This is a genomic window from Streptomyces sp. NPDC058751 (assembly GCF_042746485.1).
GTDB lineage: Bacteria > Actinomycetota > Actinomycetes > Streptomycetales > Streptomycetaceae > Streptomyces.
Map to the genome: position 1 here is coordinate 82,742 of NZ_JBHYPZ010000005.1, position 14,681 is coordinate 97,422.

At 68.2% G+C, this 14,681-nt stretch carries 13 protein-coding genes and 1 tRNA gene; 3 read left to right on the plus strand and 11 right to left on the minus strand.

The genetic code is table 11. The features are described 5' to 3' along the window. Positions 1–7: 7 nt before the first annotated feature. The 10 genes from rpoB to ACFW6B_RS07095 all read right to left on the minus strand — a co-directional run bounded on the left by rpoB (position 8) and on the right by ACFW6B_RS07095 (position 10,467). Entirely contained in the window at positions 8–3,493 is a 3,486-nt protein-coding gene (rpoB, locus tag ACFW6B_RS07050) for a DNA-directed RNA polymerase subunit beta (RefSeq protein WP_386592857.1), read from the minus strand. Positions 3,494–4,132: 639 nt separating this feature from the next. After that, complete coding sequence (rplL, locus tag ACFW6B_RS07055) at positions 4,133–4,516, minus strand: 50S ribosomal protein L7/L12 (RefSeq protein WP_386592859.1); 384 nt, start codon at positions 4,514–4,516, stop codon at positions 4,133–4,135. Positions 4,517–4,625: 109 nt separating this feature from the next. After that, positions 4,626–5,156 (minus strand): 50S ribosomal protein L10, encoded by a 531-nt coding sequence (rplJ, locus tag ACFW6B_RS07060; protein ID WP_153289132.1) that lies wholly within the window; start codon positions 5,154–5,156, stop codon positions 4,626–4,628. 344 nt (positions 5,157–5,500) lie between these two features. Then, on the minus strand, positions 5,501–6,361 hold the full coding sequence (locus ACFW6B_RS07065; RefSeq protein ID WP_386592861.1) for a DUF1396 domain-containing protein: 861 nt from the start codon (positions 6,359–6,361) through the stop codon (positions 5,501–5,503). A gap of 153 nt (positions 6,362–6,514) precedes the next feature. Beyond that, a complete protein-coding gene (locus ACFW6B_RS07070; RefSeq protein WP_386592863.1) occupies positions 6,515–7,456 on the minus strand; it encodes a hypothetical protein in 942 nt (313 codons plus the stop codon). 200 nt (positions 7,457–7,656) lie between these two features. After that, on the minus strand, positions 7,657–8,382 hold the full coding sequence (gene rplA, locus ACFW6B_RS07075; RefSeq protein ID WP_386592865.1) for a 50S ribosomal protein L1: 726 nt from the start codon (positions 8,380–8,382) through the stop codon (positions 7,657–7,659). Between the two features lie 94 nt (positions 8,383–8,476). Further along, positions 8,477–8,911, minus strand: coding sequence for a 50S ribosomal protein L11 (gene rplK / locus ACFW6B_RS07080; RefSeq protein WP_037627044.1), 435 nt, complete (start codon positions 8,909–8,911; stop codon positions 8,477–8,479). Positions 8,912–9,104: 193 nt separating this feature from the next. Then, the gene (gene nusG / locus ACFW6B_RS07085) at positions 9,105–9,926 is read right to left on the minus strand and encodes a transcription termination/antitermination protein NusG (protein WP_386592868.1); all 822 of its coding nucleotides are present in this window, start codon (positions 9,924–9,926) and stop codon (positions 9,105–9,107) included. Positions 9,927–10,003: 77 nt separating this feature from the next. Continuing rightward, on the minus strand, positions 10,004–10,285 hold the full coding sequence (gene secE, locus ACFW6B_RS07090; RefSeq protein ID WP_037627049.1) for a preprotein translocase subunit SecE: 282 nt from the start codon (positions 10,283–10,285) through the stop codon (positions 10,004–10,006). 109 nt (positions 10,286–10,394) lie between these two features. After that, a tRNA-Trp gene (locus ACFW6B_RS07095) sits at positions 10,395–10,467 on the minus strand. A 247-nt stretch (positions 10,468–10,714) separates the two neighbouring features. On the opposite strand from ACFW6B_RS07095, the gene ACFW6B_RS07100 reads away from it, so the two are divergent. Together ACFW6B_RS07100 and ACFW6B_RS07105 are read left to right on the plus strand one after the other, a co-directional pair. Further along, positions 10,715–11,941 carry a pyridoxal phosphate-dependent aminotransferase gene (locus tag ACFW6B_RS07100; RefSeq protein WP_386592871.1) on the plus strand — a complete coding sequence of 409 codons (1,227 nt, stop codon included), beginning with the start codon at positions 10,715–10,717 and terminating at the stop codon, positions 11,939–11,941. Between the two features lie 176 nt (positions 11,942–12,117). Then, the gene (locus tag ACFW6B_RS07105; RefSeq protein ID WP_386592873.1) at positions 12,118–13,149 is read left to right on the plus strand and encodes an adenosine deaminase; all 1,032 of its coding nucleotides are present in this window, start codon (positions 12,118–12,120) and stop codon (positions 13,147–13,149) included. 25 nt (positions 13,150–13,174) lie between these two features. Here the strand turns inward: ACFW6B_RS07105 and ACFW6B_RS07110 are convergent, their stop codons facing one another. Continuing rightward, positions 13,175–13,831 (minus strand): TetR/AcrR family transcriptional regulator, encoded by a 657-nt coding sequence (locus tag ACFW6B_RS07110; RefSeq protein WP_386592875.1) that lies wholly within the window; start codon positions 13,829–13,831, stop codon positions 13,175–13,177. Positions 13,832–14,022: 191 nt separating this feature from the next. Here ACFW6B_RS07110 and ACFW6B_RS07115 point away from each other — a divergent pair, with 191 nt between their 5' ends. Further along, positions 14,023–14,655: an NAD(P)-dependent oxidoreductase gene (locus tag ACFW6B_RS07115; protein ID WP_386592877.1), complete on the plus strand. Its 633-nt coding sequence runs from the start codon at positions 14,023–14,025 to the stop codon at positions 14,653–14,655. Positions 14,656–14,681 lie beyond the last annotated feature (26 nt).

Here is a 14,681-nt window from a genome sequence, read left to right on the forward strand (position 1 = left end):
ACTCCCGTCAGACCTCTTCGACGCTGCTCGGCTCGCGCCGGGACAGGTCGATGCCGAGCTCCTCCGCCGCGCGGAAGACGTCCTCGTCGGTGTCACGCATTTCGATGGACATACCGTCGCTGGACAGCACCTCCACGTTGAGGCAGAGGGACTGCATCTCCTTGATGAGCACCTTGAAGGACTCGGGGATGCCGGGCTCGGGGATGTTCTCGCCCTTGACGATGGCCTCGTAGACCTTCACGCGGCCGGTCACGTCGTCGGACTTGATCGTCAGCAGCTCCTGGAGGGCGTAAGCGGCGCCGTACGCCTCCAGCGCCCACACCTCCATCTCACCGAAGCGCTGGCCACCGAACTGAGCCTTACCACCCAGCGGCTGCTGGGTGATCATCGAGTACGGACCGGTCGAGCGGGCGTGCAGCTTGTCGTCGACCAGGTGGTGCAGCTTGAGGATGTACATGTACCCGACCGAGATCGGGTCCGGGAACGGCTCGCCGGAGCGGCCGTCGAACAGCCTCGCCTTGCCGGACGGGAGGACCAGGCGGTCACCGTCGCGGTTGGGCAGGGTGTGCTCGAACAGACCCGCGAGCTCGTCCTCGCGCGCACCGTCGAAGACCGGGGTGGCGACGTTCGTCCGCGGCGGGACCTGGTCGGCACCGATGGCCTGGAGGCGCTTCGCCCAGTCGTCCGCGAGGCCGGAGACGTCCCAGCCGCGGCTGGCGAGCCAGCCGAGGTGGATCTCCAGGACCTGTCCCGGGTTCATTCGGGACGGGACACCGAGCGGGTTGAGGATGATGTCGACCGGGGTGCCGTCCTCCAGGAACGGCATGTCCTCGATCGGCAGGATCTTCGAGATGACACCCTTGTTGCCGTGGCGGCCGGCGAGCTTGTCACCGTCCGTGATCTTGCGCTTCTGCGCCACGTAGACACGAACCAGCTGGTTCACGCCCGGCGGCAGCTCGTCGCCCTCCTCACGGTCGAAGACGCGGACGCCGATGACCTTGCCGATCTCGCCGTGCGGGACCTTCAGGGAGGTGTCGCGGACCTCGCGGGCCTTCTCACCGAAGATCGCGCGCAGCAGGCGCTCCTCCGGCGTCAGCTCGGTCTCACCCTTGGGCGTGACCTTGCCGACGAGGATGTCGCCGGCGACGACCTCGGCACCGATACGGATGATGCCGCGCTCGTCGAGGTCGGCGAGGACCTCCTCGGAGACGTTCGGGATGTCCCGGGTGATCTCCTCGGGGCCGAGCTTGGTGTCACGGGCGTCGACCTCGTGCTCCTCGATGTGGATCGAGGAGAGGACGTCGTCCTGCACGAGGCGCTGCGACAGGATGATCGCGTCCTCGTAGTTGTGACCCTCCCACGGCATGAACGCCACGAGCAGGTTCTTGCCGAGGGCCATCTCGCCGTCCTCGGTCGCGGGACCGTCGGCCAGGACCTGGCCCTCGATCACGCGGGCGCCCTCGTCCACGACAACCTTCTGGTTGACGGAGGTGCCCTGGTTCGACCGGGAGAACTTGTGCAGGCGGTACGTGGTGTACGTGCCGTCGTCGTTGGCGGTGGTGATGTAGTCCGCGGAGACCTCCTGGACCACACCGTCCTTCTCCGACTTCAGGACGTCACCGGCGTCGACCGCGCAGCGGTACTCCATGCCGGTGCCGACCAGCGGCGCCTCGGACTTGATGAGGGGCACGGCCTGGCGCATCATGTTCGCGCCCATGAGGGCACGGTTGGCGTCGTCGTGCTCCAGGAACGGGATCATCGCGGTCGCGACCGACACCATCTGGCGCGGGGAGACGTCCATGTAGTCGACGTCGTCGCCGGCGACGTAGTCGACCTCGCCGCCACGACGGCGGACCAGGACGCGGGACTCCTCGAAGCGGAGCTCGTCCGTCAGCGGCGCGTTGGCCTGCGCGATGACGAAGCGGTCCTCCTCGTCGGCCGTGAGGTAGTCGACCTCGTCGGTGACGACACCGTCGGTGACCCGGCGGTAGGGCGTCTCGACGAAACCGAACGCGTTCACGCGGCCGTAGGAGGCGAGCGAGCCGATCAGACCGATGTTCGGGCCTTCGGGGGTCTCGATCGGGCACATGCGGCCGTAGTGCGACGGGTGCACGTCACGGACCTCGAAGCCGGCCCGCTCACGGGAGAGACCACCCGGGCCAAGGGCCGACAGGCGGCGCTTGTGGGTGAGACCCGACAGCGGGTTGTTCTGGTCCATGAACTGCGACAGCTGGCTGGTGCCGAAGAACTCCTTGATGGAGGCGACGACCGGCCGGATGTTGATCAGCGTCTGCGGCGTGATCGCCTCGACGTCCTGGGTCGTCATGCGCTCGCGCACGACGCGCTCCATACGAGCCAGACCCGTGCGGACCTGGTTCTGGATGAGCTCGCCGACGTTGCGCAGACGACGGTTGCCGAAGTGGTCGATGTCGTCGGTCTCGACGACGATCGACGTGCCGTTGTCGCCGACGGTCTCGGTCTCACCGGCGTGCAGCTTCACCAGGTACTTGATCGACGAGATGATGTCCTCGACGGTCAGGATGCCGGCGTCGAGCGGGGCGTCGCCGCCCAGCTTCTTGTTGACCTTGTACCGGCCGACCTTGGCGAGGTCGTAGCGCTTCGGGTTGAAGTAGAGGTTCTCCAGAAGCGTCTGCGCGGCCTCGCGGGTCGGCGGCTCGCCCGGACGCAGCTTGCGGTAGATGTCCAGCAGCGCGTCGTCCTGGCCCTGGGTGTGGTCCTTCTCCAGGGTGGCGCGCATGGACTCGTACTCGCCGAACTCCTCGAGGATCTGCTCGGTGGTCCAGCCGAGGGCCTTCAGGAGGACGGTGACGGACTGCTTGCGCTTGCGGTCGATGCGGACACCGACCATGTCGCGCTTGTCGATCTCCATCTCCAGCCAGGCACCCCGGGAGGGGATGACCTTGGCCGAGAAGATGTCCTTGTCGGACGTCTTGTCGATGGAGGAGTCGAAGTAGACACCCGGCGAGCGGACCAGCTGCGACACGACGACACGCTCGGTGCCGTTGATGACGAAGGTGCCCTTGTTGGTCATGAGCGGGAAGTCGCCCATGAAGACCGTCTGGGACTTGATCTCGCCGGTCTCGTTGTTGGTGAACTCGGCGGTGACGAAGAGCGGGGCCGCGTACGTGAAGTCGCGGTCCTTGCACTCGTCGATGGAGTTCTTCGGCGGCTCGAAGCGGTGGTCGCGGAACGTCAGGGACATCGACCCGCTGAAGTCCTCGATCGGGGAGATCTCCTCGAAGATCTCCTCCAGACCGGACTTGGTGGGGACGTCCTGTCCGTTGTCCAGAGCCGCCTCGACACGAGCCTTCCACGCGTCGTTGCCGAGCAGCCAGTCGAAGCTCTCGGTCTGCAGCGCAAGAAGGTTCGGAACCTCGAGGGGCTCCTTGATCTTTGCAAAGGAGATGCGCAGCGGGGCGGTGCTGGCGCCGTTGTTCGTATTCGCGGTCGAGGCAGTGCGCGAGGCGGCCAAGAGGGGGTCCTTCCGAGGGCTCGGACTCACTACGCGCGTACCGGTCCCATGTCCGACCTGGCGCCGAACCGGTCCCCGTCCGGCCGTATAAGGCCAGGTCAGAGATGGTCCAACAGTCGATGCTCGAACACGGGCATGCCCCTGGTGACGGGCAGGAGGCAGCTAACAGGCAGCGCAAAGGGTCAGTGTAGCCACTAGGCCCACTGATGTCCAGTCCCTGTTTTTTGAGACCTTCACTGCTCTCAACACCTGCGGCAAGCCACGCCCTCAATGCACATCGATACTGCCCTCTTCGTCGGCGATCCATGCCTCGGATACGGATCGTTGTGACGACGCGTCCTGAGAATTGCGCGCTGCGTGCGGTTCGTCAAGGCCCCCCATGCCCAAAGCAAGTGCCGCGATCGTCACGTGCGGCTCGTCTTGCAACCCGTCCCTCTGCCTGTCACGGGGCGGCCGGAGGCACAACGAAGATCACCATACTCGTCGCGGCCCACAGCGCAAGGCTGCCGCTTCAGAGACCCCCTGGAACGCCGAAGAGCGACCACCCAACTGGGTGATCGCTCTTCGGTGCTTCAGCGTTACAGCGCTACGAGAGCGGCTGTGACAGCCTCACAGGAGTCCTCGGGGGACTCGCCGGGTTTACTTGACCTCGACGGAGGCGCCGGCGCCCTTGAGGGACTCGGCAGCCTTCTCGGCGGCCTCCTTGGCGACCTTCTCGAGGACGGGCTTCGGAGCGCCGTCGACGAGGTCCTTGGCCTCCTTCAGACCCAGGGAGGTGAGCTCGCGCACGACCTTGATGACCTGGATCTTCTTCTCGCCGGCACCCGTGAGGATGACGTCGAACTCGTCCTGCTCCTCGACGGCCTCGGCGGGGGCACCGGTGGCGGCGGGGCCGGCAACGGCGACCGCAGCGGCGGCGGTGACGTCGAACTTCTCCTCGAAGGCCTTCACGAACTCGGCGAGCTCGATGAGGGTGAGGTTCTCGAACTGCTCGAGCAGCTCTTCCTGGGACAGCTTCGCCATGATGGCGTCCTTCCACTAATTCGGCAGGTGCCGGATGTACGGGTGAGGCGGGCGTACGTTCGGCCCGCTACGACCGTCGCCTCAGGCGGCGGTCAATGCGCGAGCCGAATTACTCGGCACCGCCCTGCTCGGCCTGCTTGACACGAAGCGCCTCCGCGGTGCGGACGAACTTCGAGGGCAGGGCCTGGAAGAGGCGAGCAGTCTGCGTCTGCTTGCCCTTGAAGGCACCCGCCAGCTTGGCGAGCAGAACCTCGCGGGACTCGAGGTCCGCAAGCTTCTTGATCTCGTCGGCGGACAGCGCCTTGCCGTCAAGGACACCGCCCTTGATGACGAGGTTCGGGTTGTCCTTGGCGAAGTCACGAAGACCCTTCGCCGACACCACCGGGTCACCGGTGATGAAGGCGACCGCCGTCGGACCGTTGAACAGGTCGTCGAGCGTGGAGATCCCGGCCTCGTTGGCCGCGATCTTGGTCAGCGTGTTCTTCACCACGGCGTACTGGGCGTCTTCACCGAGCGAACGACGCAGCGTCTTGAGCTGCGCCACGGTGAGACCCCGGTACTCGGTCAGCACGGCGGCGTTCGAGCTGCGGAACTGGTCCGCGAGCTCGGCTACCGCGGCAGCCTTGTCGGGCCTTGCCATAAGCGTGGCCTCCTTCCGGGTGATGAGGACCGCTCAGAAGGGGCCGACACAACAAAACGCCCCGGCGCAGGCGCACGGGGCGTAGCTCGACCGGATTCCTCCGCACGCTGGGCGTACGGACTCCGGGAACACATCCACGATCACCTGCGCGGGTCGTCCGCAGTTCAGCGGATCCTTCGGTCACCACGCCCTCTTGCGAGCGCGAGGCAACGACCAGCGGTCTTTGGCTTCTCGAGGAGAGTACGTGAAGGGGACGGCGTCAAGCAAATCCGGCCGAACGGCCCGGCCGGCGGCCGCGTTTCGCGGCCGTCGCCGACCGCGTCCGGCGGACCCGGCGGCGCGGATCAGCCCTCCTGGGCACCCTTCATCATCTCGGCGAGGTCGACGGTGTCCTTGGCCGGCGGGGCGGTCACGGACACGGGCTCGTTGAAGTCCAGGAAGGTGATGGTCATGTCGAGCGGGCCCTTGTCGGCGGTCCCGCGCATGCGGAACTGCTTGGTGTGGTCCTCGCCGTCGATCCACATGTCCATCGTGAGCGAGTCGACGCCCATCTTCGTGTACTGCTCCAGGGCCTTCTCCCGCTTCTCCCGCGTGGCCTTGTCCCGGCTCTTGAGCGACTTGCGGAACTCGTCGAGCGGGACCGTTCCCTTGTAGTGCGTGGTCTTCACGCCGTCGACGGTCTCGGTCCCGACCTTCTTCAGGTCCTTGGAGCCGGTGAGGAAGGTGGACTCGGTGGCCGGGTTCTTGTCGGCCTGCCCGCCGCCGAGCTGACCCGCGTTCAGCTCCTTGTCCTTGCCCAGGGCGGACAGGTCGAACTTCATCCAGCTCTTGCCGTCCATCTCCTTGGCGGCCGCGGCACCCCCGCCGATGTACATGGCGTTGTCCACGAGACGGATCTCGACCGGACCGTCGGTGCCCTGGTCCTCGGCGGTCATCTTCATGCTCATGGCCAGCGGCTTCATGCTCATCGCCGCCTCGCCGCTGACACGGCCCTGCTCCGGAACCTTGCCGGTCATCCGGTAGTGGAGCGAGGTGATGTCCTCGGTCTTCTTCGCCGCCTTCGCCACGGCCGCGGCGGGCGTGAGCGCGGGCGACTCCTCCGCGGTGCCCTTCGAACAGCCCACCGCGCCCCCGCCGAGGGCCAGGGCCGCGAGTGCCGCTCCGGTCGCCCGGCGCCGTACCGGGATGCTCACAGAAAGCTTCAAGGTTCCCCCCAAGGAACAGTTGAACGATTCACAGATTCGGCGTGAGCGTAGCCCAGGAAATCCGGACGATCACCTGGGTTTTCACGCAACTCCGTTGTGCCCGAAGGATTTTGGGAAGGCACCGCAAGATCCGGGACGGGCGGGGAGCGGAATTCAGGAGCCGGTGCCGAAGCCGGTCGCGCCGTCGCCGCTGCCCGGCGTCACGCCCTGCTTCGTCAGGAGGTCCTTGAAGTCCTCGGTGTCGGAGGCCGGGGGCGCGACGGCGGAGACCTTCACCCCGTAGTCGCTGTAGTACGTCGTGGAGGACAGCGTGCCGCTCGCCATCTCGGCCTTGGAGACGGCCTTGACCAGCAGGTCGTCGGCGTCGACCCAGATGTCCACGTCCTCGGTCGTGATGCCGGCCTGGGTGAACTGCTTCTTCATGTCGGAGAGTTGACCCGCGGTGAGGTGGGAGCTCCGGGCCGCGAGGTCGCTCACGTCCACCGTGCCCGCGTAGTGCGTGGCCTTCTTGCCGCGGACCGTCTCCTCGCCGACCTTCTCGACGTCGCCGGACGCCAGCAGGAGCTTCACCGACTGGTTCGGCGAGCTGTTCTGCATCTGGTCCTTCAGGAGCGCGCCGGAGCCGCCCCCGAGCTTCGCCAGGTCGTCGTACCCGTACCGGATCCAGTGCCTGCCGCCCGCCTGCTCGGCGAAGGCGTCGCCCATCTTCGCGTAGTAGGCGTCGGACAGATAGCGGGCCTCCATGGAGTCGCTGCCCATCCGGCGCATCGTGTCGGCCATCGTGCCGCCGGTGTACGTGATCGTCATGTTGCCGCTGAAGCCGTCGTCCCAGGCCATGACGCCGCGCGACTCCATGGACATCAGCGTGCCCATGGCCGTCGTGGACTCGATCCTCGCGGAGTCGGCGCCGTCGGTCGACCTCTCCGCGGAGCGCAGGGCCGCGATCGGGCTGACGCGCGTGACGCTCTTGCGGTCGGCCTTGCCGTCCTTGCCCGAACTCCCCGAGGAGTCCGAGGAGTTGCAGGCCGCGACCCCCGCCAGCGCCGTCGTCAGCGCGATCGAGACACTCACACGGCGCACGATGGTGCTCTTCATTCGTCCCACCCTTATGCGATCTCTGTGCACCGCACGCTAACGCGGCCCACTGACACTCGTACCCGGATCCCGGCCGGGGCGTTCGCCCCGTAAAGGCCGGGAAAGGTCCTCGAACATGAGGACGGGCCCCGCACCTCGAAAGGTTGCGGGGCCCGTTCAGATACGCGTGCGCGACGCGGTCACCGGGGTGAGCGGAGGGCTCAGACGGCGGCCGGGTCCTCCTCGACGAGGAGGTTGCGGGTGCGGTTGGGGTCGACAGGAATGCCGGGGCCGATCGTGGTGCTGATCGCGGCCTTCTTGACGTAGCGGCCCTTGGCGGCCGACGGCTTCAGACGGAGGATCTCGTCGAGCGCCGCACCGTAGTTCTCCACCAGCTTGGCGTCGTCGAAGGACACCTTGCCGATGATGAAGTGCAGGTTCGAGTGCTTGTCGACGCGGAACTCGATCTTGCCGCCCTTGATCTCGGTGACGGCCTTGGCGACGTCGGGGGTCACGGTGCCGGTCTTGGGGTTCGGCATGAGACCACGGGGACCGAGCACGCGGCCGAGGCGGCCGACCTTGCCCATGAGGTCCGGGGTGGCGACGACGGCGTCGAAGTCCAGACGGCCCTTCGCGACCTCGTCGATCAGTTCGTCGGAGCCGACGATGTCGGCGCCCGCGGCCTCCGCGGCCGCAGCACGGTCACCGGTCGCGAAGACCAGGACCCGGGCGGTCTTGCCGGTGCCGTGCGGCAGGTTCACGGTGCCACGGACCATCTGGTCGGCCTTGCGCGGGTCGACACCCAGGCGGAAGGCGACCTCGACGGTGCCGTCGAACTTCGAGGTGGAGGTCTCCTTGGCGAGACGGACGGCCTCGAGCGGGGCGTAGAGCTTGTCCCGGTCGACCTTGGCGTCCGCAGCCCGGAGGGACTTGCTGCGCTTGCTCACTACTGCTCCTGATGTGTTCTGAGGAGTCGTGGTACGGGCCGAGCAGGCCCCGCCACGTGCGGCCGAGGCCGCATGGTTCCTACGAAGGTGGGTGTCAGCCCTCGACCGTGATGCCCATGGAACGGGCGGTGCCGGCGATGATCTTCGCGGCGGCGTCCAGGTCGTTGGCGTTGAGGTCGGGCATCTTGGTCGTGGCGATCTCGCGGACCTGCGCCTCGGTGATCTTGGCGACCTTGGTCTTGTGCGGCTCGCCGGAGCCCTTCTCGACACCCGCGGCCTTGAGGATCATCTTGGCGGCCGGCGGAGTCTTGGTCACGAAGGTGAAGGAACGGTCCTCGTAGACCGTGATCTCCACCGGGATGACCCAGCCACGCTGCGACTCGGTCGCCGCGTTGTAGGCCTTGCAGAACTCCATGATGTTGACGCCGTGCTGACCGAGCGCGGGGCCGACCGGCGGGGCCGGGTTCGCCGCACCGGCGTTGATCTGGAGCTTGATGAGCCCCGTGACCTTCTTCTTCTTGGGAGGCATTCCGGGTCCTCTTTCGTTTTCGCCTTCCTACGTCCGAGTCGCCCCGGACGGCTGCCCACAACCGAGGAAATGATCCGGATGGAGGCATACCGCACAACGATAACGGGTATCTGCGCGCGGCTAAAAACCGAGCAGGTCAGACCGGCTGTGACAGCCCGTCTGACCTGATCGGAAGACGTACGTCCAGAAGGTGCTAGTTCTTCTGGATCTGGTCGAAGGAAAGCTCGACCGGGGTCTCGCGGCCGAAGATCTCGACGAGGCCCTTGACCTTCTTCGAGTCGGCGTTGATCTCGTTGATGGTGGCCTGCAGCGTGGCGAACGGGCCGTCGGTGACGGTGACCGAGTCGCCGACCTCGAAGTCCAGCACCTGGACCTCGACCTTGCGCTGCGGAGCGGGCTTGCCCTCGGCCTCGGCGGCCTCGCGGGCGGCCTTCTCCTCGGCCTCCGGGGCGAGCATCTTGACGATCTCGTCCAGGGTCAGCGGGTACGGGTCGTAGGCGTTGCCCACGAAGCCGGTGACGCCGGGGGTGTTGCGGACGACGCCCCAGGACTCGTTCGTCAGGTCCATGCGGACCAGGACGTAGCCCGGGAGCTTGTTCTGCTTGATCGTCTTGCGCTCGCCGTTCTTGATCTGCGCGACCTCTTCCTGCGGCACCTCGGCCTGGAAGATGAAGTCCTCGACGTTCAGCGAGACGGCGCGCTGTTCGAGGTTGGTCTTCACGCGGTTCTCGTAACCGGCGTACGTGTGGATGACGTACCACTCGCCGGGGAGCAGGCGCAGTTCGTCGCGCAGGGCGGTCACGGGGTCGACGGGCTCGGCCTCGACGGCGGGCTCGTCCTCGGCCTCGTCCTCGTCGGACGCGTCCTCGTCCTCGACGTCCTCACCGGACTCGTCCTCGGCGCCCTCGCCGGCAGCCTCGAACTCGTCCTCGACGTCCGCTCCCTCGACGATCTCGAGCTCGTCGTCTACGGACTCGACCGACTCGGAGGCGTCGTTCAGGTTCGGGTCAGACACGGTGGCTGCTTCTTCCTGGTTACATGGGGGTGGAACGCGCGAAAGGGGCGCCGATGTCGGCGCCCTTCGCTCTCGGCTCAGCCGAAGACGTACTTGGCGGCGTGGTTGAGCCCATAGTCAATCACGGTCACCAGGCCGATCATGATGACGACGAACACGATCACCACAGTGGTGTAAGTCGTCAGCTGGCTGCGAGTCGGCCAGACGACCTTCCGGAGCTCAGCGATGATCTGGCGGTAGAAAGTGGCCAGGCGCTTGAGCGGGCCCTTCTTGGCGCGCTTGCCGCCCTTGCGGGCCTTCTTCTTGGACTCCGGCGCCTCGGCATCAGGCATGTCGATGGAGCCCACGGCGTCCGTCACTCGTCCTCACCTGATTCCCGGGTCGTGACCGTGCCGCGCCCGGTTGAGCCGCACGGCGGTGCATTGCAGTACGTACATGCGCACACATCCTGGCGAAAGGTGTGTGTAGCAGGGCCGGAGGGACTTGAACCCCCAACCGCTGGTTTTGGAGACCAGTGCTCTACCAATTGAGCTACGACCCTTTGGTTCCCCCAACGTACCGCATTCGACCGGGTGCTCGGTGTGCACCGGTTGAGCGCGGCCGGTGAAGGCCAACGAGGTGAGAGTGTACGTGGTCCTGAGCCGGGCGTCGAACAGAAAGTGTCGGCACGGACCCGTCGCGCTGAAGATCCACTGGTGGGACGTGCGGATCCGTACGGATGTTCTGCCCCCGTTCAGTCCGTGAAACCCGTGTACCGGGGGCGTTTCCGGTCTGAAACGATAGGGGTCATGAGCCCTGCAACCCCTCCCACCGAGCGCCGGGTCTCCGCCCGAGTCGGCGCGATCTCCGAATCCGCCACCCTCGCCGTGGACGCCAAGGCCAAGGCACTCAAGGCCGCCGGACGTCCGGTGATCGGTTTCGGCGCCGGTGAGCCCGACTTCCCGACCCCGGACTACATCGTCCAGGCCGCCATCGAGGCCTGCTCCAACCCCAAGTACCACCGCTACACGCCGGCCGGCGGACTTCCCGAGCTGAAGGCCGCGATCGCCGCGAAGACCCTGCGCGACTCCGGCTTCGAGGTGGAGGCCGCCCAGGTCCTGGTCACCAACGGCGGCAAGCAGGCCATCTACGAGGCCTTCGCCGCGATCCTCGACCCGGGCGACGAGGTCATCGTCCCGGCGCCGTACTGGACGACCTACCCTGAGTCCATCCGTCTCGCCGGCGGCGTCCCGGTGGAGGTCGTCGCCGACGAGACCACCGGCTACCGCGTCTCGGTCGAGCAGCTCGAGGCCGCCCGCACCGAGAACACCAAGGTCCTGCTCTTCGTCTCCCCGTCCAACCCGACGGGCGCGGTCTACACCCGCGAGCAGATCGAGGAGATCGGCCGCTGGGCCGCCGAGAAGGGCCTGTGGGTCCTGACCGACGAGATCTACGAGCACCTGGTCTACGGCGACGCGGAGTTCCACTCGCTGCCCGTGGTCGTGCCCGAGCTGCGCGACAAGTGCATCGTCGTCAACGGCGTCGCCAAGACGTACGCGATGACCGGCTGGCGCGTGGGCTGGGTCATCGGCCCCAAGGACGTCGTCAAGGCCGCGACCAACCTCCAGTCGCACGCCACCTCGAACGTCTCGAACGTGGCCCAGGTCGCCGCGCTCGCCGCCGTCTCCGGCGACCTCGCGGCCGTCGCGAAGATGCGCGAGGCCTTCGACCGCCGCCGCAAGACCATGGTGCGCATGCTGAACGAGATCGACGGCGTGCTCTGCCCCGAGCCCGAGGGCGCCTTCTACGCGTACCCCTCGGTGAAGGGCCTGATCGGCAAGGAGATCCGCGGCAAGCGCCCCGCGGACACCGTCGAGCTGGCCGCGCTCATCCTGGAGGAGGCCGAGGTCGCGGTCGTCCCGGGCGAGGCCTTCGGCACGCCGGGCTACCTGCGTCTGTCGTACGCGCTCGGCGACGAGGACCTCGTCGAGGGCGTCAGCCGGATCCAGAAGCTGCTGGCCGAGGCCACGGACTGACCTCGGGCGTCCTCGCGCGCCCTTGGGGGCACCGGTGACGTCACCGCGCTCCACGCGCGCGCAACGGGGGCCGGCCACTCTCCGCGGAGTGGCCGGCCCCCGTTCGTCCGTTCGAGCAAGCGCCCGATCAGGGAAAGCCCTACCGGCACGGCGTCCGGGTGCGGCAGGATCTCCGGATGGAGCGCGTACGTGATGTCAGTCAACTTCCGAAGGCCCATCTGCACCTGCACTTCACCGGGTCGATGCGGCCCGGCACCGTTCTGGAGCTCGCCGACAAGTACGGCGTACGGCTGCCCGAAACGCTGACCGAGGCGCTGGTCAGCGGGGAACCGCCGAAACTGCGGGCGACCGACGAACGCGGCTGGTTCCGCTTCCAGCGCCTGTACGACGCCGCGCGGTCCTGCCTGAGAGAGCCCGAGGACATCCAGCGCCTGGTGCGCGAGGCCGCCGAGGAGGACCTGCGGGACGGCTCCGGCTGGCTGGAGATCCAGGTCGACCCGACGTCGTACGCCCCGCGCCTGGGCGGTCTGATCCCGGCCCTGGAGATCATCCTGGACGCGGTCGACTCGGCCGTGCGGGACACCGGGCTCGGAATGCGCGTCCTGGTCGCCGCCAACCGGATGAAGCACCCCCTGGACGCCCGCACGCTGGCCCGGCTCGCCGTGCGCTACGCGGACCGGGGGATCGTCGGCTTCGGGCTCTCCAACGACGAGCGGCGGGGCATGGCGCGGGACTTCGACCGGGCCTTCGCCATCGCGCGCGAGGGCGGGCTGCTGTCCGCGCCGCACGGCGGCGAGCTGACCGGGCCCGCCTCGGTCCGCGACTGCCTGGACGACCTGCACGCCTCCCGGATCGGTCACGGCGTGCGGGCCGCCGAGGACCCGCGGCTGCTCCAGCGCCTCGCGGACCGCGGGATCACCTGTGAGGTCTGCCCCGCCTCGAACGTCGCCCTCGGCGTCTACGAGAAGCACACCGACGTCCCCCTGCGAACCCTGTTCGAAGCCGGGGTCCCGATGGCCCTCGGCGCCGACGACCCGCTGCTCTTCGGATCCCGGCTCACCGCCCAGTACGAGATCGCCCGCCGCCACCACGCCTTCACGGACCGGGAACTGGCCGAACTGGCCCGCCAGTCGATCCGCGCCTCGGCCGCGCCCGAGGACGTCCGGGCGAAGCTGCTGTCCGGGGTCGACGACTGGCTGACCGGCTGAGCGCCGCCCGACCGCTCCGGCCGGACTATCCCGCGTCGACGGCCGCGGCACCCGTGTCCCGGGGCGCGATCCCGGCGAGCAGGGTGCGGGCCAGCGCCGGAGCGAAGGCGTCCAGGGGCGGCGGCGTGCCCTCCTCGGTGGCGTCGTAGGCGAAGGCCCGCTGCGCACAGGCCCCGAGGAGCAGGGAGGCCGCCGCGTAGGTGTCGGCGTCCGGCTGCACGCGCCCGGCCCGCTGCTCCGCCAGCAGATAGGCGGCGACGCCCCGGATCGGCATGTGCGGCCCCGCGCCCATGGCCCGCACGGCCTCGTCGTGGCGGCGCTTGAGCTGCGGGTCCGCGTACAGCGAGGCGGCGATCGGGAAGCTCTGCTCGTAGAAGAGGGCCGCCTGGCGGGCGATCTGCGTGAGGTTCTCCTCCAGGGAGTGCTCCCGCGGCTCGGCCGTCAGCCGCTCCAGGAGAGGGCCCAGCCGGGGCAGCCGCTCGTGGAGGACCCGGATGAACAGCTCCTCCTTGCTCGCGAAGTACTTGTAGAGCGCCGCCTCGGAGCAGCCGGCCGCCCTGGCGATCTCCTTGGTGGTGGTGCGGGAGAGGCCGAGCGTGAGCATGAGCTCGTGCGCCGCGTCGAGGATGCGGATCCTGGCCGGCTTCGGCGGCGTGGTCTCCGTGGCGGATTTCTGCTGCATGGGGCCCAAGGATTCCATGGCCCGTCCTCTTGGGGTTGACGAGTGGGTGAGTACTTACTCACCCTAGAGGGGACAGGGGTGAGTGAACACTCACCCACCCGGACGGAGGCCGCCCGGCCGGACGGACGGCCGTCCCGGCGTTCCGTCCCTCGTCCACCCCATCTCCCCTCTCACACGTTGCGGAGCAGGTCATGAAACTCACCGTTCTGGGTGCCACCGGAGGCATCGGCCAGGAGATCGTCCGCCAGGCCCTGGGCGCGGGCCACCAGGTCACGGCGGTCGTCCGCGACCCCGCGCGGCTCACCGTCACGGGCGCGGGTCTGGAGGTCGTCCGCGCGGATCTCACCGACCCGGGACCGCTGCGCCCCGCCGTCGCGGGGCGGGACGCGGTCCTGTCCGGCCTCGGCGCGCGCAGCCTCAAGGACGCCGGGGTCGCGGCCCGGCTCACCCGTACGGTGCTGGCCGCCGTGGAGGCGGAGCAGGCACGGCGGCTGCTGGTCGTCAGTGCGGCCCCGGTCGGACCCGCCGCGCAGGACGACACGCTCCTCGACCGCGCGATGCTGGGGCTGATCTCCGCGCTGCTGAAGGACGTCTACGCCGACCTGCGGGAGATGGAGGGCGCGCTGGCGGCCAGTGCCACGGACTGGACCGTGGTCCGGCCGCCCCGGCTCCGGAACAAGCCGCTGACCGGCTCGTACCGCACGGTCGTCGGAGGCTCCCCGCCCCGGGGCCGCTTCATCGCGCGCGCCGACGTGGCCCACGCGATGCTGGCGATGATCGACGATCCGGGGACCGTGAAGCAGGGTGTGGGGATCGCCTACTAGGGCGCGCCCGCGCGGCTGCGTGGGAG